The 17,996-nt window shown below is 68.1% G+C and carries 19 protein-coding genes; 9 read left to right on the top strand and 10 right to left on the bottom strand.

Annotated elements, in window-relative coordinates:
• Nucleotides 1-24 precede the first annotated feature (24 nt).
• On the top strand, nucleotides 25-975 hold the full coding sequence (locus V7Q39_RS02370) for an alpha/beta hydrolase (protein WP_333814695.1): 951 nt from the start codon (nucleotides 25-27) through the stop codon (nucleotides 973-975).
• On the opposite strand, the gene V7Q39_RS02365 is transcribed toward V7Q39_RS02370, so the two are convergent.
• Nucleotides 972-1,661 carry a gamma-glutamylcyclotransferase gene (locus tag V7Q39_RS02365; protein WP_333814694.1) on the bottom strand — a complete coding sequence of 230 codons (690 nt, stop codon included), beginning with the start codon at nucleotides 1,659-1,661 and terminating at the stop codon, nucleotides 972-974. The two genes, V7Q39_RS02370 and V7Q39_RS02365, sit on opposite strands and share 4 nt — an antisense overlap.
• Nucleotides 1,662-1,760: 99 nt before the next feature.
• Here V7Q39_RS02365 and V7Q39_RS02360 point away from each other — a divergent pair, with 99 nt between their 5' ends.
• Nucleotides 1,761-2,246 carry a DUF2244 domain-containing protein gene (locus V7Q39_RS02360; protein WP_333814693.1) on the top strand — a complete coding sequence of 162 codons (486 nt, stop codon included), beginning with the start codon at nucleotides 1,761-1,763 and terminating at the stop codon, nucleotides 2,244-2,246.
• Nucleotides 2,247-2,284: 38 nt separating this feature from the next.
• On the opposite strand, the gene V7Q39_RS02355 is transcribed toward V7Q39_RS02360, so the two are convergent.
• Nucleotides 2,285-2,743 carry a GatB/YqeY domain-containing protein gene (locus V7Q39_RS02355; RefSeq protein ID WP_333814692.1) on the bottom strand — a complete coding sequence of 153 codons (459 nt, stop codon included), beginning with the start codon at nucleotides 2,741-2,743 and terminating at the stop codon, nucleotides 2,285-2,287.
• A 179-nt stretch (nucleotides 2,744-2,922) separates the two neighbouring features.
• On the opposite strand from V7Q39_RS02355, the gene carA reads away from it, so the two are divergent.
• Together carA and V7Q39_RS02345 are read left to right on the top strand one after the other, a co-directional pair.
• Nucleotides 2,923-4,077, top strand: a complete 1,155-nt coding sequence (carA, locus tag V7Q39_RS02350; RefSeq protein ID WP_333814691.1) for a glutamine-hydrolyzing carbamoyl-phosphate synthase small subunit — start codon at nucleotides 2,923-2,925, stop codon at nucleotides 4,075-4,077.
• 59 nt (nucleotides 4,078-4,136) lie between these two features.
• Nucleotides 4,137-5,996 (top strand): glycosyltransferase, encoded by a 1,860-nt coding sequence (locus V7Q39_RS02345; RefSeq protein WP_333814690.1) that lies wholly within the window; start codon nucleotides 4,137-4,139, stop codon nucleotides 5,994-5,996.
• Nucleotides 5,997-6,166: 170 nt separating this feature from the next.
• On the opposite strand, the gene V7Q39_RS02340 is transcribed toward V7Q39_RS02345, so the two are convergent.
• Nucleotides 6,167-6,802 carry a GntR family transcriptional regulator gene (locus V7Q39_RS02340; protein ID WP_333814689.1) on the bottom strand — a complete coding sequence of 212 codons (636 nt, stop codon included), beginning with the start codon at nucleotides 6,800-6,802 and terminating at the stop codon, nucleotides 6,167-6,169.
• Nucleotides 6,803-6,897: 95 nt separating this feature from the next.
• Between V7Q39_RS02340 and V7Q39_RS02335 the strand changes: the two genes are divergently transcribed.
• The 3 genes from V7Q39_RS02335 to V7Q39_RS02325 all read left to right on the top strand — a co-directional run bounded on the left by V7Q39_RS02335 (nucleotide 6,898) and on the right by V7Q39_RS02325 (nucleotide 9,144).
• Nucleotides 6,898-7,545, top strand: a complete 648-nt coding sequence (locus V7Q39_RS02335; protein ID WP_333814688.1) for a pyrimidine 5'-nucleotidase — start codon at nucleotides 6,898-6,900, stop codon at nucleotides 7,543-7,545.
• A 67-nt stretch (nucleotides 7,546-7,612) separates the two neighbouring features.
• On the top strand, nucleotides 7,613-7,855 hold the full coding sequence (locus V7Q39_RS02330) for a hypothetical protein (RefSeq protein WP_333814687.1): 243 nt from the start codon (nucleotides 7,613-7,615) through the stop codon (nucleotides 7,853-7,855).
• Between the two features lie 62 nt (nucleotides 7,856-7,917).
• On the top strand, nucleotides 7,918-9,144 hold the full coding sequence (locus V7Q39_RS02325) for a UbiH/UbiF family hydroxylase (protein ID WP_333814685.1): 1,227 nt from the start codon (nucleotides 7,918-7,920) through the stop codon (nucleotides 9,142-9,144).
• Nucleotides 9,145-9,243: 99 nt separating this feature from the next.
• Here V7Q39_RS02325 and V7Q39_RS02320 read toward each other — a convergent pair whose 3' ends face one another.
• The 3 genes from V7Q39_RS02320 to V7Q39_RS02310 all read right to left on the bottom strand — a co-directional run bounded on the left by V7Q39_RS02320 (nucleotide 9,244) and on the right by V7Q39_RS02310 (nucleotide 11,353).
• Entirely contained in the window at nucleotides 9,244-10,368 is a 1,125-nt protein-coding gene (locus V7Q39_RS02320; RefSeq protein ID WP_333814683.1) for an aminotransferase class V-fold PLP-dependent enzyme, read from the bottom strand.
• Between the two features lie 71 nt (nucleotides 10,369-10,439).
• Nucleotides 10,440-10,898 (bottom strand): Lrp/AsnC family transcriptional regulator, encoded by a 459-nt coding sequence (locus V7Q39_RS02315; protein WP_333814681.1) that lies wholly within the window; start codon nucleotides 10,896-10,898, stop codon nucleotides 10,440-10,442.
• The gene (locus tag V7Q39_RS02310; RefSeq protein WP_333814680.1) at nucleotides 10,895-11,353 is read right to left on the bottom strand and encodes an Lrp/AsnC family transcriptional regulator; all 459 of its coding nucleotides are present in this window, start codon (nucleotides 11,351-11,353) and stop codon (nucleotides 10,895-10,897) included. Before V7Q39_RS02310 ends, V7Q39_RS02315 begins: the two co-directional genes overlap by 4 nt.
• 126 nt (nucleotides 11,354-11,479) lie before the next feature.
• On the opposite strand from V7Q39_RS02310, the gene ilvC reads away from it, so the two are divergent.
• Both ilvC and V7Q39_RS02300 read left to right on the top strand, forming a co-directional pair.
• Nucleotides 11,480-12,502 carry a ketol-acid reductoisomerase gene (gene ilvC, locus V7Q39_RS02305; protein WP_333814678.1) on the top strand — a complete coding sequence of 341 codons (1,023 nt, stop codon included), beginning with the start codon at nucleotides 11,480-11,482 and terminating at the stop codon, nucleotides 12,500-12,502.
• 240 nt (nucleotides 12,503-12,742) lie between these two features.
• Entirely contained in the window at nucleotides 12,743-13,519 is a 777-nt protein-coding gene (locus V7Q39_RS02300; protein ID WP_333814676.1) for a hypothetical protein, read from the top strand.
• A 101-nt stretch (nucleotides 13,520-13,620) separates the two neighbouring features.
• Here the strand turns inward: V7Q39_RS02300 and V7Q39_RS02295 are convergent, their stop codons facing one another.
• From V7Q39_RS02295 to V7Q39_RS02280, 4 genes are all read right to left on the bottom strand, one after another.
• Nucleotides 13,621-14,436, bottom strand: coding sequence for a hypothetical protein (locus tag V7Q39_RS02295; RefSeq protein ID WP_333814674.1), 816 nt, complete (start codon nucleotides 14,434-14,436; stop codon nucleotides 13,621-13,623).
• 176 nt (nucleotides 14,437-14,612) lie between these two features.
• On the bottom strand, nucleotides 14,613-15,956 hold the full coding sequence (glmM, locus tag V7Q39_RS02290; RefSeq protein WP_333814673.1) for a phosphoglucosamine mutase: 1,344 nt from the start codon (nucleotides 15,954-15,956) through the stop codon (nucleotides 14,613-14,615).
• Nucleotides 15,953-16,972 (bottom strand): dihydropteroate synthase, encoded by a 1,020-nt coding sequence (gene folP / locus V7Q39_RS02285; protein ID WP_333814672.1) that lies wholly within the window; start codon nucleotides 16,970-16,972, stop codon nucleotides 15,953-15,955. Before folP ends, glmM begins: the two co-directional genes overlap by 4 nt.
• A gap of 46 nt (nucleotides 16,973-17,018) precedes the next feature.
• Complete coding sequence (locus V7Q39_RS02280; RefSeq protein WP_333814709.1) at nucleotides 17,019-17,924, bottom strand: dihydroneopterin aldolase; 906 nt, start codon at nucleotides 17,922-17,924, stop codon at nucleotides 17,019-17,021.
• Between the last annotated feature and the right edge of the window lie 72 nt (nucleotides 17,925-17,996).

Here is a 17,996-nt window from a genome sequence, read left to right as displayed (position 1 = left end):
CTTTGCTTTCCACAAGAGGTTCCGATGCGCGTGGTCGTCTTCCTTGCGGTGCTCGTCGCCGCCGTAGCGCTCGGCTATATCGGCATCGGCGGCTATTTCCTCGCCCACGCCACGGCGGGCCTCTTGAAGGTCGGCCCCATTGCCGCCGCACTCGCCACCGCTGAACCACCGGCCGACCCCCTTGCCCTCGGCTACCGGGGCGACCCGATGGCAGCCCTGTCGCTGCCCTTCGAGACCGTCACGCTCGACACGGCCCTCGGCCCAGCCGAGGCCTGGCTCGTCCCCGCCGCAGGCAACGAGACGGGCCGCGCGATCTATGTCCACGGCATCGCCGGGGCGCGTGAGGACGGCTACCGCGCGCTGTCCATCCTGCACGAAGCCGGCTGGTCCGTCCTTCTCGTCACCTACCGCAACGATCCCGGCGCCCCCGCCAGCCCCGATGGCAGCTACGGCTTCGGCCTGACCGAGTGGCCCGATCTGGAAGCCGCCGTCGCAAGGATGTCCCCCTCGGACGCCGACCCCAGGCTGCTGATCGCCGCCGATTCGATGGGCGCCGCAATCCTCGGCCAGTTCCTGGCGCAAAGCCCGCTCGCCACCCGTATAGAGGCCGTCGCCCTCGACAGCCCCGCGATCAGCTTTGGCGCCATCATCGACCATCTTGCCCTGCAGGACGGCAAGCCGCTGCCCGGCATCATCGCCATGGCCGCCAAACGCATCCTGCCCTTCCAGTCCGCGCTGCCACTGGCCCAGGCCGAGGTCGCCGTCCCGCTGCAGGCCTTCCCCGGCCCGCTGTTCCTGGCCCATGGCAGCGCCGACCGCATCGTGCCCATCGGCCCCTCGCAAGCCCTCGCCGCCGCACGCGGCGCGCCGACCGTCACCCTCTGGACCGGGGCCGACCACCTCGGCTCTTATGCCGAGGACCCGGCCGCCTACCGCGCCGCCTTCCAGGACTTCCTGCGACAGATCAAGCGCTAGAGACCGTCAATCTCGGCTGCCACCCGGACTTGCAGGTCCCACAGGTAGCGGTCGTGAATTCCCAACGCCTCCAGGTGATCGACGGTATTGTGCAGATATTCGGCGCAGCTTCCCATGAATCCGACCGCCCGCGCCAGCCGGTGCGCCTGTTCCTCGCGGGTCAGGCGCTCCAGATCGGGAATGCTAGGCGGCGCGCAATAGAAGGCCAATGCCCGCAACAGCCCCCACGGCCCCCGAACCGTGACCCAGCGCAGCCACGCAACATTCTCATGGTAGGCGATCTCGCGCCGCAGAAGCCGCAGCATCCGGCCCACCGCATCATCGTCGGGCATGCGGTAGGCCACCCCGGTGCAGGATCCGCCCCGCTCCAAGGCCAGCATCAGCCCCGGTATCTCCGGCGTCGCGCGCCAGTTGTCGATCGGCAGGCAGAACGACCGCCGCCAGCCATGGACTGTCCCCCGCCGCGCTTCGACATGCTCGAACTCGGGGTTCCAGATCAGCGAGCCATAGGCAAAGATCCAGAAAGGCTGCCCCTCAAGCTCGGCCACAAGGCGCGCGGCGAGGGCCTTGAAATCTTCGTCGGACAGGCGGGCGAAGCTGTCCGGAAGCGGGCCTTCCTCGACCGGGCGAGCGACCTTCGCCAGATGCGCCGGTCCCAGCGCCATCACCCGACCCGATCTCGCCATCCGCAGCCCCCGGCGTCCAACCGGCCGGAAGGATCGCAAAGGCGTGCCGCTCTGACAAGGCCCCCTTCCCTTCTGCCGCGCGCCGCATATCTTGCGCCCATGCCCTACGAATGGCTTCCCCCCGAAGGTGGCACAGACCGCCTGCATCTCTGGCCGCACCGCTCGCTCACCCAGCGCGGCTTCGTGGGGTTCGTCGGGCTAACCGCCGCGCTGATCGCCGTGCCGCTTGTCGCCAGCCTCGGCAGCCCGGTGCTCTGGGCGCTGCTCCCCTTCCTCATCGGTACGATCTGGGCCATCTGGTTCGCATTGCGGAAGAACGGCCGCGACCGCGACATCGTCGAGGAGCTGGCGCTGTCCTCCGACCGCATCACGCTGGTCCGCCACGGGCCGAAGGGCCGGCGGCAGGACTGGGAGGCGAACCCCTACTGGCTGCGCATCACCCTGCACCAGACCGGCGGCCCGGTCCCGAACTACCTGACGCTCAAGGGCGAGGGCCGCGAGGTGGAACTGGGCGCCTTCCTGTCGGAAGAGGAACGCATCGCGCTAAGGGACGAGCTGCAAGAGCACATCGCCCGGCTGAACTGACGCTTGCCCCGGCGCCTTCCCCTTCTGGGGGCAACGCCCTACCCCAGCCGCGCCTTGACCAGCGCGCCGACCGCGCCGAAATCCATCTGGCCGGTGTAGCGCGCCTTCAGCGCCGCCATCACCTTGCCCACGTCGCGGATGCTGGCCGCCCCGGTCTCGGCCACCGCCGCATCCACCGCCGCCGCGATCTCGCCTTGGTTCAGCTGCCGCGGCAGGAATTCCTGGATCACCCCGATCTCGGCCAGTTCCTTCTCGGCCAGCTCCAGCCGCCCGCCTTCCTCATAGGCCCGCGCCGATTCCTGGCGCTGTTTCACCATCTTGCCCATGATCTGCAGGATCTCGGCCTCGCCGACCTCGCCCGCATCCGCCTCGCCCCGGACAGCGATCTCGCGGTCCTTGATGGCGGCGTTGATCAGGCGCAGCGTCGAAAGCCGGTCGGCCTCCTTCGCCTTCATGGCCTCTTTCAGGGCCGTCTGCAGACGGTCGCGCAAAAGCATGGTCGGACTTTCCGATAGTTTCCCCAAGGATCGGACAATACCCCGAACCGCCCCGGACCGCAACCGCAGCGCATTTTATCAAGCCGTTGATTTAACATATAAAACCTTTTCGCACCGACCCTTGACCCTGCGCGCCCCGCCCCTTAGTTTCCGCGCAATTTGCCAAATGGAGAGTCGAAATGCCCGCCCCGCGCGATGCGACCGCCTGCCTCGCCCTTGCCGATGGCACGCTCTTCTACGGCAAAGGCTTCGGCGCGACCGGCGAGACGGTCGCCGAACTGGTCTTCAACACCGCGATGACCGGCTATCAGGAGATCATGACCGACCCCTCCTATGCGGGCCAGATCGTGACCTTCACCTTCCCCCATATCGGCAACACCGGCGTCACGGTTGAGGATGACGAGACCGCGACCCCCGCCGCCGCCGGGATGGTGGTGAAATGGGACCCGACCGAACCCTCGAATTGGCGCGCGACCGGAGAGTTGACCCAGTGGCTGACGAAGATCGGCCGCATCGGCATCGGCGGGATCGACACCCGGCGGCTGACCCGGGCGATCCGCCAGCAGGGCGCGCCGCATGTCACGCTCGCGCATGACCCCGAGGGCCGCTTCGACATCGAGAAACTGGTCACCCGCGCCCGCGCCTGGAAGGGCCTTGTCGGCCTCGACCTCGCCAAGGACGTGACCTGCGCGCAGAGCTACCGCTGGGACGAGAAACGCTGGGCTTGGCCCGAGGGCTATACCCGGCGCGAAGGCCCGGGCCTGCGCGTCGTCGCGGTGGATTACGGCGCCAAGCGCAACATCCTGCGCTGCCTCGCCTCGGTCGGCTGCGAAGTCACCGTGCTGCCCGCCACCGCGACCGCCGAGGAAATCCTCGCCCACAACCCCGAGGGCGTGTTCCTCTCGAACGGCCCCGGCGACCCGGCGGCGACCGGCGAATATGCAGTACCGATGATCCAGGGCGTGCTGGCGCAGGACCTGCCGCTTTTCGGCATCTGCCTCGGCCACCAGATGCTGGCGCTGGCGCTGGGGGCACAAACCCGGAAGATGAACCACGGCCACCACGGCGCGAACCATCCGGTCAAGGACCTGACCACCGGCAAGGTCGAGATCACCTCGATGAACCACGGCTTCACCGTGGACGCCGACACCCTGCCGAAGGGCGTCAGCGAAACGCATGTCTCTCTCTTCGACGGCACCAACTGTGGCATCGCGGTCGATGGCAAGCCGGTCTATTCGGTGCAGTACCACCCCGAGGCCTCGCCCGGCCCCCAGGACAGCTTCTACCTCTTCGAGCGTTTCGCCGCCGCGATGAAATCCCGCCGCGCCGCCTGAAGGCGTTAACCGCCCGTTAACCCCCCGCGCGCAAGCTGGCGCGGAACAGGGGAACGGGCATGGGTGCCGCCGAACGGATCAGGATCGAACTGCCCCCGGCACCGGACCGGGGCTCGCGCCGCAGCTTTGCCATGGGCGCCTCGCTTCTGCGCGAAGGCGTGGTCTCGCCCGAGGAAATGCTCACCGCCCTCTCGCATCAGGGCCGGGAAGCCGGACGTCTCCCAGATGTGCTCCGCGCCCGCGGTCTGGTGGTGGAGCGGGACCTGCTCGGCGTCGATGCCCGCAACTGGGGCATCCGCCTGGTCGATCTCGACAGCGCCCTCCCCGACCCCCGGCTCATCGACGCGGTGGGGGTGCAGGATTGCCTGCGCCACGGCCTCGTTCCCTGGCAGAAGACGGGTGACGTGACCATCGTCGCCACCTCCCGGCCGGAAGACTTCCGCCGCCTCCGGCCCATGCTGGAAGCGCGGCTCGGCCCGGTGGCGGCAGGCCTCGCCTCGTCCCGCGCGGTCCTCACGGCGATCCATGCCCGGCGCGGCGAGCGTCTCGCCCAAGCCGCCGAAACCCGTGTGGCCGAGGCCGAAAGCTGCCGTTCCTGGCCGCGCCTGCACCGCTCGCCCCTTGCCATGACGGTGCTGGCGGTCGCGCTGGCCGCACTGATCCTCGCGCCGCTTGCCACAGGTCTTGCCGTGCTGGGCTTTGCGCTCGTCTCGCTCATCGCAATCGTCGCCCTGAAGATCGCCGCCACCGTCGCCGCCCTGCGCGCGCCGCCACCCGGTCCCGCCCCCGCCAGCGACGCCATCCCTCCCGTCGTCTCGATCATCGTCGCGCTGTATCGTGAGGCCGACATCGCCCCCCGCCTCGTGCGCCGCCTGGCCCGGCTGGACTATCCGGTCGACCTCCTCGACGTCATCCTCGCGGTCGAGGCCGAGGATCGCGTCACCCTCGATGCGCTGGCCAATGCCGAACTTCCGCCCTGGATGCGGGTGGTCATCGTGCCGGAAGGCCAGGTCAAGACCAAGCCCCGCGCGCTGAACCATGCGCTCGACCATGCCCGCGGCGCCATCGTGGGCGTCTACGACGCCGAGGATGCGCCCGAACCCGATCAGCTGTTGAAGGTCGTCGAACGCTTCCAGCGCTCGGGACCCGAGGTCGCCTGCCTGCAGGGAATGCTCGACTACTACAACCCCCGCACCAACTGGCTCAGCCGTTGTTTCACCATCGAATATGCTGGCTGGTTCCGCTTGGTCCTGCCCGGTCTCGCCCGCCTCGGGCTGGTGGTTCCCCTCGGCGGCACCACGCTCTTCTTCCGCCGCGACGTGCTGGACCGGCTCGGCGCCTGGGATGCGCATAACGTGACCGAGGACGCCGATCTCGGCATCCGCCTCGCCCGTCACGGCTACCGGACCGAATTGATCGACACGGTGACGCATGAAGAGGCGAACTGCCGCCCCCTGCCCTGGATCAAGCAACGCTCGCGCTGGATCAAGGGCTACATCATGACCTGGGCGGTCCACATGCGGGAGCCGCGCCTGTTGTGGCGTCAGCTGGGGTGGAAGGGCTTCCTCGGCTTTCAGGTCCTCTTCCTCGGCAGCATCGCGCAATTCCTGCTGGCACCGCTGCTGTGGTCCTTCATGCTTCTGCCCTTCGGCGTTCCCCACCCGCTTTACGCCGCTCTGCCGGGCTGGGGTATCTGGGTGCTGGCCCTCACCTTCTTCCTGTCGGAAGCCGCCAACATCCTGATCTGCGCGCTCGGCCTTTGCCGCACGGCGCATGGCCTCAGCCTCCTTTGGGTGCTGACGCTCAAGGTCTATTACCCCCTCGCCTCGCTCGCCGCCTACAAGGGCCTGATGGAGCTGGCGACGCGGCCCTTCTACTGGGACAAGACCACGCACGGGATATTCGACGACGGGACGTAGGATAGGCAAATCTCGCGCCCGCCCCGATTCGCATGACCTGGTTAACGGCTTTCGGGACATACGCGCGTATGGACGCTATCCAGACGCAGGGAATACCGAAACCAGACGGCGTCATGCACAGACCTTCGCCCGATTAATGCTGCGATTCAAAAGGCTTGGCGAACGCAGCTCTACCGCGTCCTCAGCTCTCCGGCATCCACCCGAAGCCGCGTCTCGAAGGCCTGGCTGATATGCGACTTCAGCGCCTGATAGGCCGCCTCGCCATCCCCCGCCTCGATCGCCGCCACGATCTTCGCATGTTCGTCCAGCGCCACCTCGTCGCGTCCCTCGGCGGCGAAGGAAGTGTTCGCCATCAAGGCCATGCTGCGATGCACCAGATCCAGCTGCTGCACCAGAAAGCGGTTGTGGCTGGCCAGATGGATCTGCTTGTGGAACCGCTTGTTGGCCCGCGACAACGCCTTGGGATCGCCCCCCAGCAGCGCCCGGTCATCCGCCACCATGCCCTTCAGCACCCGCACCTCCTCGGGCGTCGCGTGCCGGGCTGCCAGCCTTGCCGCCAGACCCTCCAGTTCAGTCCTGACCGTATAAAGCTCCGCCAGCTGGTTGTGATCCAGCGACGCCACGATCAGGCTGCGCCCGTCGCGGGTCAGCATCGCCTGCGTCTCAAGCCGTTGTAATGCCTCGCGAACCGGCGTGCGGGAAACCCCCAGCCGTTCCGCCAGCTCGCTTTCCACCAGCCGGTCGCCGGGCTTGTAGACCCCGGCCTCGATCGCTTCCATCAGCAGCGTATAGGCGTCTTTCTGCACCGTACCGTCCCCCTTGCGCGGGGCGGACCCTAGCGCGCGCGCCGCCTTTCGATCAACCCTTCCCAATGCCGCAGCCCCGCACTACACCGGTCCCCATGCCGAAACAGGATTTCACCCACGTCACCACCTGGGTCTTCGACCTCGACAACACGCTCTATCCGCCGCACATGCGGCTCTTCGACCAGATCGAGGTCCGGATGACCGATTGGGTCATGCAGGCGCTGCAGGTCGACCGCGCGCGCGCCGACCATCTGCGCGCCTATTACTGGGCAACCTACGGCACCACGCTCGCCGGCCTCATGCGTGAACACAACGTCGACCCCGGCCCCTACCTGACCGACGTCCACGACATCGACTTCTCGGTCCTCTCGCCCGACCCCGACCTTGCCCGCAGCATCGCCGCCCTGCCCGGCCGCAAGATCATCTACACCAACGCCTGCGCGCCCTATGCCAAGAAAGTCCTTGCCGCGCGGGGGCTTGCAGGTCTTTTCGATGCGATCTACGGCGTCGAGCACGCCGAATTCCACCCCAAGCCCGACGCCCAGGCCTTCGCCACGGTCTTCGCGACCGACGGTCTGAACCCCAAGGCCGCCGCGATGTTCGAGGACGATGCCCGCAACCTTGCGGTGCCGCATACGCTGGGGATGAAGACCGTCCATGTTGCGCCCCGGCCCCAGCCCGCGGACCACATCCACCACCACACCGACGACCTTGCCGCCTTCCTCGCCCGTCTTGTGGGGTGACACTCCGCCGCATCGCCCCGGCGCGCCATTGCCCTAAATGACCGGCATCCCCTGCGCGAGGCCGCCGATGACCACCACCACCCTTCCCGCCCCCAGTCCCCTTGGCCGCCTTGTCCGCGCCATCCCGATCGTCGGCCGGGTCATCCGCGATGTCGAACGCGAGGTCGACAGCGTCTACTACCTCCTCACCATCTTCGTGACCGCCGTCGTCCTGGCCGTCCAGACCTGGGGCCTGCCCGCCCTTGTCCTGACCGCACTCGCGCTTGTCCCGGTGATGTTCATCCTCCTCGTCATCCTCGCGCGGCCCTGAGACGTCCTGCCCTCTGGTCCCGGCCCGCACCCCGCCCTATGCTGGAGTCCGGAGGCCCGACGATGCGCGAAACCACCGACATCCTGATTTCCGGCGGCGGAGTCGCCGGGCTGACCACCGCTTGTGCCCTCGGCTCGGCCGGGTTCCGGGTGATCTGCGTCGACCCCGCGCCCCCCGTGACGGAGGGCGAGGCCGAGGGCGCCGACCTGCGCACCACCGCCTTCCTGCAGCCGTCGATCCCTGTCCTTGAAGCCGCCGGCCTCTGGTCGCGCCTTGAACCCCATGCCGCCGCCTTGCAAATCATGCGGATCATCGACGCGGGCGGCCCGGATCCCGTCGCGCGCCTCACCAGGGATTTCGACGCCGCCGATATTTCCGAGGCGCCCTTCGGCTGGAACCTGCCCAACTGGCTTCTTCGCCGCGAGATGGTGGCCCGCATCGCCGAACTGCCCAACGTCGACTTCCGCCCCGGCACAGGTTTCGCCCGGATGCTGGCGCGCGAGACGGAAGCGCTCGTCACCCTTACCGACGGCAGCCAGATCGCGGCTAAACTGGTGATCGGCGCCGATGGCCGCGCCTCACCGGTGCGCGAAGCCCTTGGCATCGCAGCGAAAACCATCCGCTACGGCCAGAAGGCTCTGGCCTTCGCCGTGACGCATGATATCCCGCACGGCAATGTCTCGACCGAGGTGCACCGCAAGGGCGGCCCCTTCACGCTGGTGCCGCTGCCCGACCGCGATAGCAGGCCTGCCTCCGCCGTGGTCTGGATGGAGACCGGCCCGGAAATCGCCCGCCTCGCCGCCCTGCCCGTGCCGGAGTTCGAGGCCGAGATGACCGCCCGCTCCTCCGGTATCCTCGGCCCGCTGACGCTGCTGACCCGCCGTTCGGTCTGGCCGATCATCAGCCAGATCGCCGACCGGATGTCCGGGCCCCGAACCGTGCTGATGGCCGAGGCCGCGCATGTCGTTCCGCCCATCGGCGCGCAGGGGCTGAACATGTCGCTGGCCGACCTTGCCGCGCTTCTCGACCTGACCGAACGGCACCGTCAGGATCCCGGCGCCCGCTCCGTGACCGAGACCTTCCACTGCAGCCGCCACCTGGACGTGCAGGCCCGCGTGACCGGGATCGACATCCTGAATCGTGCGTCGATGGCCGAGACGCCGATGCTGCGCGATCTCAGGGCACGCGGGCTGGAGGCGCTCTATTCGACGCGCGCGGTGCGGCAGATGCTGATGCGGGCGGGGCTTGGGGTCGGGCGCAACGACACATCGCCTCCGTCCCGGGCCTGACCCGGGACCTCCCGATCCGACAGCATAAGCCCAAGAATTTTCTGGAAAATTCTTGGGCTGCCACGGAGTACCCCGTTTCCAGGAACCGTCATTCCGCCTTCACAACACCGCATCTACCGCGCGCTTAAGCCGCGCGACGGTCCCCTCCACATCCTTCAGCTTGTCCAGCCCGAAGAGCCCCAGCCGGAAGGTGCGGAACTCCGGCCCCTCGCCCACCTGCAACGGCACGCCCGCCGCAATCTGCAATCCCTCGGCGCGGAACTTCGCCCCGTTCTGCACCTCGGGGTCGGTGGTGTAGCTCACCACCACCCCCGGCGCCTGGAAGCCCTCGGCAGCGACCGACGGAACGCCCTTCGCCGCCAGCAGCGCCCGGACCGCCCGACCAAGCGCCCATTGCGCGGCCTTGGCCTCGGCAAAGCCCATGTCCCTGGTCTCGACCATCGCGTCGCGGAAGCCCAGGATCGCATCGGTCGGCATCGTCGCGTGATAGGCATGGCCGCCCTTCTCATAGGCCTCCATGATCGCGCGCCATTTCTTCAGGTCCAGCGCGAAACTGTTCGAGCTCGTCTCCGCCAGCCGCGCCTCGGCGGCCGGGGACAGTACCACCACCCCAGCAGCGGGAGAGGCGGACCAGCCCTTCTGCGGCGCCGAGATCAGCACATCCACGCCGGTGGCGCCCATATCGACCCAGACGCAGCCACTAGCGATGCAGTCCAGCACCATCAGCGCGCCGACCTCATGCGCCGCCGCCGCCATCTGGGTGATGTAGTCATCCGGCAGGATGATCCCAGACGAAGTCTCGACATGCGGCGCGAAGACGGCATCCGGCTTCACCTCGCGAATCTTCGCCACCACGTCTTCGATGGGCGGCGGCGCGTAAGGCGCGCGGGCATCGTTCCCCGCCTGTCGGGCCATGATCACGGTCGTCTCCGCCGCGAACCCGCCCGCCTCGAAGATCTGCGTCCAGCGATAGCTGAACCAGCCGTTCCGCACGATCAGCGCCCGGCCGGTCCCGAACTGCCGCGCCACCGCCTCCATCGCATAGGTCCCGCCCCCCGGCACCAGCGCCACCGCGCTGCCCCCGTAGACTTCCTTCAGCAGGCCCGAGACATCGCGCATCACCCCCTGGAACCGCGCCGACATGTGGTTCAGCGAGCGGTCGGTGAACACCACCGAGAATTCCTGCAACCCCTCGGGGTCGATATGCGCGTGCGGCAAAGTCATCTGGGCCTCCCTTTTCCCGCAAGCCTAGCCGCAGCGCGGAGGGGGAGCAATCCTGCCCAAGCACGTCCGGGTTACCCCAGCGGCCCCGGTCGCCGCTCCTCGGTCAGGAGCACGTTCGCCTCGACGTTGCCCACCCCCGGAAGCGTCATGATCCTGCGGCGCAAGACCCGCTCGAAATCGGCGATGTCGCGGGCCACCACCCGCAGGCGATAGTCGAAAAGCCCCAGCACGTGCTGCACCACCTGCACTTCCGGGATCGCCTGCACCGCCCGCTCGAAATCCTCCAGGCTGACCCGCCCCTTGGTTGCCAGCTTCACCCCCAGGAAGACCGTCACCCCGAAGCCCAGCTTCTCGCGGTCCACCTCGACGGCAAGCCCCTTCAGCACCCCCGCCTCGGTCAGCCGCCGGACCCGCCGCCAGGCCGCCGGCTGCGACAGGCCCAGCCGCCGCCCCAGTTCCCCTGCCGAAAGCGTCCCCTCCGCCGACAGCGCCCGCAGGATCGCCCGGTCCAGGTCATCGAGGTCGATCACAGCGGTAGCCCCCCCGTCTCCTTGATGGTAGCGACCAGCATCAGCGCCTCGACCTCGGCGATATGCGGCAGGGTCAGGATCCGGTCGCGGTAGATGCCGGTCCAATGGCCCATGTCGCGCGCGATGACGTTCAGCCGCACGTCGACCCGGCCGAGGAAGGTCTCGATCCCGATCACCTCCGGCACCTCGCGCGCGGCCTGGATGAATTCGTCGAAGGCGCGCGGCTCGGTCTTGTCCAGCGTGAAGCGCAGGCTGACCTCCACCGCGTAGCCCAGGGCCCGCCAGTCGATCACCGCCCCTTCCGCCCGGATCACCCCCCCTTCGCGCAGCCGGTCCAGCCGCCGCCAGAGCGTGGCCCCCGTCACCCCCGCCCGCTCGGCCAAAACCGCACGCTCCAGCCCTGGCTCGGCCAGCCAGTGCCGCAGGATGCGGCGGTCGGTATCGTCGATCTGCATGAAAATCTCACGAATAGCCGTCTATAAGAATGATCCTTCGCACAACGCGTCAATATCGTCAAAGATTGCACGGTCCTTGCGCCACAAATCCCTATCGTGCCGTCATCAACAGCAAGGAGACGCCAAATGCGCGTTTACTACGACCGCGACTGCGATGTGAACCTGATCAAGGACAAGAAGGTCGCCATCCTCGGCTATGGCAGCCAGGGCCATGCCCATGCGCTGAACCTGCGCGATTCGGGGGCGAAGAACCTGGTCGTGGCGCTGCGCGAAGGCTCGCCTTCCGCCAAGAAGGCCGAGGCCGAGGGCCTGAAGGTGATGGGCATCGCCGAGGCCGCCAAATGGGCCGACCTGATCATGTTCACCATGCCCGACGAGCTGCAGGCCGCGACCTACAAGCAATATGTCCACGACAACCTGCGCGAAGGCGCGGCGATCGCCTTCGCCCACGGCCTGAACGTGCACTTCGGCCTGATCGAGCCGAAACCCGGCGTCGATGTGATCATGATGGCGCCGAAAGGCCCCGGCCATACCGTGCGCGGCGAATACACCAAGGGCGGCGGCGTGCCCTGCCTCGTGGCCGTGCATCAGGATGCGACCGGCAAGGCGATGGAAATCGGCCTCTCCTATTGCTCGGCCATCGGCGGCGGCCGCTCGGGCATCATCGAGACCAACTTCCGCCAGGAATGCGAAACCGACCTCTTCGGCGAACAGGCCGTGCTCTGCGGCGGTCTGGTCGAACTGATCCGCATGGGCTTCGAAACCCTGGTCGAAGCCGGCTACGAGCCGGAAATGGCCTATTTCGAATGCCTGCACGAGGTGAAGCTGATCGTGGACCTGATCTACGAAGGCGGCATCGCCAACATGAACTACTCGATCTCGAACACCGCGGAATACGGCGAATACGTCTCCGGCCCGCGCATCCTGCCCTATGACGAGACCAAGGCCCGGATGAAAGCCGTGCTGCGCGACATCCAGACCGGCAAGTTCGTGCGTGATTTCATGCAGGAGAACGCCGTCGGCCAGCCCTTCTTCAAGGCGACCCGCCGGATCAACGACGAGCACCAGATCGAAAAGGTCGGCGAGAAGCTGCGCGCCATGATGCCCTGGATTTCCAAGGGCAAGATGGTCGACAAGTCGCGGAACTGACCGGAACGGTGCGTGAAACCACGCACCCTACCTAGATGAAAAGGGCCGGGAGACACCTCCCGGCCCTTCCCCGTCCAGCCTTTCACATTTGCCCAAATATCCCCGCCGGAGGCATCTTGTCTTGCGCCGATCCGCGCACCGCTGATGGTAGCAGGGTGGGCCCCGCCTGAGGGGGCAGCCCTGCCGCTTGACAACGCGCCCTCCGCCGCGCCACCCCTGACGGGCAAGAAGGAAGGGCCCATGACCACGCTTCTGATACTGATGCCCACCGGCGGGCAGATCGACACCCCCGCGGTCCACAGCCTCTTGGGCCTCACCCAGGCCCTGCCGCGCCGCGGCATCCCCTTCGCGCTCAAGACCTATGAATGGTCCGACCTCGTCATCTCGCGCAATTACCTCATGTCCTGCTTCCTGGCGGACAAGAGATTCACCCATGCGCTCCTCCTCGACAGTGACATGAGCTATCAGCCGCAGATCTTCTTCGACCTCCTCGCCTTCGACGCCGATTTCACCTGCGCCCCCTATCCGCAGCGCCGGATGCGCTGGTCCGCCTTCCGCGCCCTCATCGAACGCGAGGCTGCAAAACCGCCGGAGGATCGCGCCCCGACCGACCGGCTCCTCGCCGAATCTTTGCGCTACAACATCCCCCAGGTCTTCGAGCCCGGCCAACCCTGGCCCCATGAGATGCGGGACGGCTTCCGCAAGGTCCCCGGCGCGGGCACCGGCTTCATGCTGATCCGCCGCGCCGTCCCCGAGCGCATGGTCGAGAGCGGCGTCGCGAAACCCGTCCCGGATTTCAACGGCCCCGGCTACCCCGGCGCGGATTTCCACGATTTCTTCAGCCATCTGCGCGGCCGCGGTGGCGCGGTCCTGCATGGCGAGGACACCAGCTTCTGCCGCCGCTGGATCGAGGGCTGCGGCGGCGAGATCTGGTGTCATGAGACGGCAAGGATCACCCACCACGGCGACCTCGCCTATCCGGGCGACTTCGCGCTGGCCCCGAAGCCGCGCGGATAGCAAAGGCGCGTCGCAGACTTCGTTGCTCCTTGCAGCCGGGGGCCGTCGGGCGCCGAGGAGAAGACGAAGTCGCACGACGAGGGCAGACGCCGGCCCCGCCCTTACCCCCCGACCGCCACCCGCAGCGCCCCCAGCGCCTCGCCGGGCCAGCGGCTGGTGTCGGCCGGCCAGACATGCGGCTCGGCCTCGCCCTCGACATGCCAGGCAGCAAAGACCCCTTGGGTCGCCGGGTGCAGGTAGAGGAGCGCCCAGTCCGTCTCGCAGCTGTATTTCAGGCAGGCCTGCCCCAGATAGCCCTCGGCGGTCAGCCCGCCCGAGCCCAGGTCGGAAATCCGTTCGGCAAAGCCCGCGTAGTCCGCCCCAAGGCCCGCCTGCAGCGCCTGCAACACCGGGGCGAGCTTCATCGCCTCGACCGGATGCGCCTGCGCCAGACGCGGAACCGCCTCCCAGCCCTCCGCGGCATCGGCACCGAAGGCTTTCGGCGTGCCCTGTGCCAGACCGCCTGCCGGGGTCCAGACCCAGACCTCGCCCGGCTCGGACGGCAGGGGTTCGGTCGAGAACACCAGCGCCTCGGGTTGCACCTCAAGCGTGAATTCGCGGCAGCTGTCGACCGGGCCGTAAAGCGCCGCGGCCGCGCCTTCGGGCAGCGCCAGAACGAAAGGCGCCGCGCCGCAGGCATTGCCGCCCGACCCGGCGACGCCGGTCACGACCGCGACCCCGCCCAGGGTCTGCACCGCCTCGTCAAGGTAGATCACCCCGTTCTCGTGCAGGACTTCGCCATCGACCACCAGACCCGCGCTGCCCATGCCGTCGTCCTTGACAACAACCTGATGTCCCGCGACCGTCAGGTCCTGCGCCAGCGCCGTCGTGCCCCAGAGGGCGACCAGAACGCCCGCCACACCCGCCAGATTCCGCATCGCACACCTCGCTTCCTGTCCTGTCCGGGGCGCAGAATGCCCCCGTCGCACGACCCTGCGCCAGAGCGGAAAGCCTGACCCCTCGGCCCCGGCACTGGTTAACTCCGCATTAATGCGGCCAGGCAACCCTTTGGAAACATTGATCTTGCATATCTGCCCGCGCGTGGGCAGCCCTGTCAGACCGCCGCCTCCACCGCCCCCACGATCTCATCCACCACCGCGGCCAGCAAGGCCTCGTCCTCGCATTCCGCCATGACCCGGATCAGCGGCTCGGTTCCCGATTTCCGGATCAGAATGCGCCCCTGTCCCTCGATCCGCTGCTCGCTGGCCCGGATCACCTCCTGCACCGCCTCGACCTCCAGAGGCCGCGCCCCGGCCGAGAAACGGACGTTCTTCAGAAGCTGCGGGACCGTCTCGAAGGACCGGGTCAGCTCCGACGCCGGTCTGCCCGTCCGCACCAGTTCGGCTAGGAACTGCAGCCCCGCGACCAGCCCGTCGCCGGTCGTGGCATAGTCGGTCATCACGATATGCCCCGACTGTTCGCCGCCAAGGTTGAACCCGCCCTCGCGCATCCGCTCCACCACATAGCGGTCGCCGACCGCCGTCCGCTCCAGCCGCAGGCCCCGGCCTTGCAGGAACCGCTCCAGCCCCAGGTTCGACATCACCGTCGCCACCAGCGCGCCGCCGGACAGCCGCCCCTCCTCGGCCCACCGCGCCGCGAGGAGCGCCATGATCTGGTCGCCATCGGCCACCCGGCCCGCCTCGTCCAGGATCATGATCCGGTCGGCATCGCCATCCAGGCTGATCCCTACATGCGCGCCATGGGCCACCACCGCCTCGGCGGCGGTCTCGGTATGGGTCGATCCGCAGCGGTCGTTGATGTTGGTGCCGTTCGGCGCGACGCCGACCGGGATCACCTCTGCCCCGAGTTCCCACAGCACCTCGGGCGCGCACCTGTAGGCGGCCCCGTTGGCGCAGTCGATCACCACCTTCAGCCCGTCCAGCCGCAAGCCATTGGGGAAGCTGGTCTTGACGAATTCCTGATACCGCCCCCGCCCGTCCTCGATCCGTTTGGCCCGGCCGATGTTTTCCGGCTTCGCGGGCGTGATCTCGCCCTCCACCATCGCCTCGATCTCGGCCTCGGCGGCGTCGGACAGCTTGAACCCGTCCGGGCCGAAGAACTTGATCCCGTTGTCCTGGTGCGGGTTGTGGCTGGCCGAGATCATCACCCCCACATCCGCCCGCATCGAGCGGGTCAGATAGCCCACCGCCGGGGTCGGCACCGGGCCGAGCAGGAGCACGTTCATCCCGGTCGAGGTGAAGCCTGCGGTCAGCGCGTTTTCCAGCATGTAGCCGGACAGCCGCGTGTCCTTGCCGATCACCACCCGGTGCGCGGCTGAACCGTCCCGGCGGAAATAGCGCCCCGCCGCCGCGCCCAGCTTCAGGGCCAGCTCCGCCGTCATCGGCCAGCTGTTCGCCCGGCCGCGCACGCCATCGGTGCCGAAAAGCTTGCGGGTCATGCCCTGTCCTCCAGATGATCGGTGTTCAGCGCCTGCCACAGGCGCAGCGCCTGGCGGGTTTCGGCCACGTCATGAACGCGGATGACCTGCACCCCCTGCGCCACCCCTTGCAACGCCGTGGCGATGGAGCCCGGCGCACGGTCCTCGGGCCGGTCTGCCCCACCGATGGACCCGATGAAGCGCTTGCGCGAGGTGCCGAGCAGGATCGGGCAGCCGAGCCCGTGGAAAAGCGACAGGCCCCGCAGGAGCGTCAGGTTATGCGCCTGCGTCTTCCCGAAGCCGATGCCTGGGTCGAGCATGATGTGGGCGCGGCCGATCCCCAAAGCCTCGGCCCGCGCCAGCCGGGCAGCGAGCGCGTCGTAGACATCCAGCAGCACGTCGGCATAGCGCGGGTCGTCCTGCATCGTCGCAGGGACGCCCTGCGCATGCATCAGGATCACCGGCACGTTCGCCTGCGCCACCAGGGGGCCAAGCGTTGGGTCGAAGTCGAAGGCGGAAACGTCGTTGACGAGGGTGGCCCCTGCCTCCAAAGCCGCTTCCGCGACCGGGGCCTTGCGCGTGTCGATGGAAATGGGAGCGGTCTGGCCGCCCTCGCGCAGGGCGCGGATGACCGGGGCGGTGCGGGCGATCTCTTCCTCGACCGGGACCTCTGCCGCGCCGGGGCGGGTGCTTTCGCCGCCGATGTCGATGACCTCGGCCCCGAGCGCCATCGCACGGGCCTGCGCGACTGCGGCCTCGGCCGCGAAGAAATGGCCGCCGTCCGAGAAACTATCGGGCGTCACGTTCAGGATGCCCATCAGCCTGGGCCGGTCCAGCGCCAGCCCGGCGAAGGCGGCACGGGGGGCGGTCAGCCGATGCAACACCGGCGCGGGAAGCTCGGAGGCGGCGATGATCCGGCCCGCAGCGGCGCGGGACAGGACCTCGACCCGGTCGAACCAGCACCAGCCTCCGGCCAGCGTCAGCGCACCCGGGGGCCGGGCGGGATCGGTCATCGCGATCGGGCGGAAATACTCCATGGCCTTGGGAGTGGCCGATGCCAAACCGCTTGGCAAGGGGGAAGCCTCACGCCCGCCGCACCGGGACGCGGCTTCCCGCCGGGACTGCAACCTCGCCGTGAACAACCAGCGCCGTGGCCGACATTGTTTCCGCGAGCCACAGAGCGAGGCCCACCGGATCGCTGCCCTTCGGCCCGTCCACTGCATCCAGCACCAGTTTCGAGGGTGCCCAGACCACCGATTGCCCGCGCTTGATCGCCCAGTCGATCTCGGTCCGCGTCGCCACCACCACGCAGCGCGGGTCGCGGGCGGCAAGGGTCCAGGCGTTCTGCTCCATCGCGAGAAGATCGACCCGGCGTTGGGTCGGCTTGTGCCCCGTCACCGGACGCGGCAGGTCGGGCAGGCCCACGGTCAGGATCAGCGGCAGCCCTTCGGCCAGAAGCGCGTCGAGCCGGGTGGAGAGATCGGCGGCATGGATCGTCGCGTTGTCCAGGTAGACGACCAGCGGATGAACCGATTCCATCCCCTCGTCGCCTGCCTTCTGCACCGGATGTTCGGCGCGCGAACGGACGATCTCCACCCCCAAGGAATAGGGGCCGACATCCAGCTTCTCGATCCGGATGAAGATGCGCATGGCGGCGGGTTCGGCCAGGATGCGCTCGGCCACCCGTTCGGCCAGCGTCTCCAGCAGGTTCAGCCGTTCCGCCGCCAGTTCGGCCGCGATGGATTCGGTGATCCGGTCGTAGCTGAGGATGCGGTCGACGTCATCCTCCAGCGGCTCGGTCACGGGGCGGACCTCGACCACGACGTTGAAGCGCAGGCGCTGCTTGTGGCCGCGTTCCTTCTGGAAAGCGCCGATATCGGCCTCGACCACATGGTCGCGCAGGCTGATCCGGTCGCGCGGCGCCGCCCCAGCGGAAGCCTCTGCCCGGTCTTCGGGATGGGCGAAGGCCAATTCGATATCGGACATGATGGCCTCCCTGACGGCTTCGCCCCTCATAGCATGCGGGACAGGCGGGCCAAGAGAGAAGGCGCCAGGGAAATG

Origin of the sequence: Tabrizicola sp. (genome assembly GCF_036781545.1) — a bacterium.
In the GTDB taxonomy this organism is placed as follows: domain Bacteria; phylum Pseudomonadota; class Alphaproteobacteria; order Rhodobacterales; family Rhodobacteraceae; genus Tabrizicola.
This window is presented reverse-complemented; position numbering and strand designations above follow the sequence as displayed.

What these genes read in the sequence shown, in the direction of transcription:
- V7Q39_RS02365 (WP_333814694.1), bottom strand. Translation starts at nt 1,661, where the DNA reads ATGGCGAGATCGGGTCGGGTGATGGCGCTGGGACCGGCGCATCTGGCG.
- V7Q39_RS02310 (WP_333814680.1), bottom strand. Translation starts at nt 11,353, where the DNA reads ATGCAGATCGACGATACCGACCGCCGCATCCTGCGGCACTGGCTGGCC.
- V7Q39_RS02370 (WP_333814695.1), top strand. Translation starts at nt 25, where the DNA reads ATGCGCGTGGTCGTCTTCCTTGCGGTGCTCGTCGCCGCCGTAGCGCTC.
- ilvC (WP_333814678.1), top strand. Translation starts at nt 11,480, where the DNA reads ATGCGCGTTTACTACGACCGCGACTGCGATGTGAACCTGATCAAGGAC.
- V7Q39_RS02295 (WP_333814674.1), bottom strand. Translation starts at nt 14,436, where the DNA reads ATGCGGAATCTGGCGGGTGTGGCGGGCGTTCTGGTCGCCCTCTGGGGC.
- carA (WP_333814691.1), top strand. Translation starts at nt 2,923, where the DNA reads ATGCCCGCCCCGCGCGATGCGACCGCCTGCCTCGCCCTTGCCGATGGC.
- V7Q39_RS02360 (WP_333814693.1), top strand. Translation starts at nt 1,761, where the DNA reads ATGCCCTACGAATGGCTTCCCCCCGAAGGTGGCACAGACCGCCTGCAT.
- V7Q39_RS02300 (WP_333814676.1), top strand. Translation starts at nt 12,743, where the DNA reads ATGACCACGCTTCTGATACTGATGCCCACCGGCGGGCAGATCGACACC.
- V7Q39_RS02325 (WP_333814685.1), top strand. Translation starts at nt 7,918, where the DNA reads ATGCGCGAAACCACCGACATCCTGATTTCCGGCGGCGGAGTCGCCGGG.
- V7Q39_RS02345 (WP_333814690.1), top strand. Translation starts at nt 4,137, where the DNA reads ATGGGTGCCGCCGAACGGATCAGGATCGAACTGCCCCCGGCACCGGAC.
- V7Q39_RS02335 (WP_333814688.1), top strand. Translation starts at nt 6,898, where the DNA reads ATGCCGAAACAGGATTTCACCCACGTCACCACCTGGGTCTTCGACCTC.
- V7Q39_RS02320 (WP_333814683.1), bottom strand. Translation starts at nt 10,368, where the DNA reads ATGACTTTGCCGCACGCGCATATCGACCCCGAGGGGTTGCAGGAATTC.
- V7Q39_RS02355 (WP_333814692.1), bottom strand. Translation starts at nt 2,743, where the DNA reads ATGCTTTTGCGCGACCGTCTGCAGACGGCCCTGAAAGAGGCCATGAAG.
- glmM (WP_333814673.1), bottom strand. Translation starts at nt 15,956, where the DNA reads ATGACCCGCAAGCTTTTCGGCACCGATGGCGTGCGCGGCCGGGCGAAC.
- folP (WP_333814672.1), bottom strand. Translation starts at nt 16,972, where the DNA reads ATGGAGTATTTCCGCCCGATCGCGATGACCGATCCCGCCCGGCCCCCG.
- V7Q39_RS02330 (WP_333814687.1), top strand. Translation starts at nt 7,613, where the DNA reads ATGACCACCACCACCCTTCCCGCCCCCAGTCCCCTTGGCCGCCTTGTC.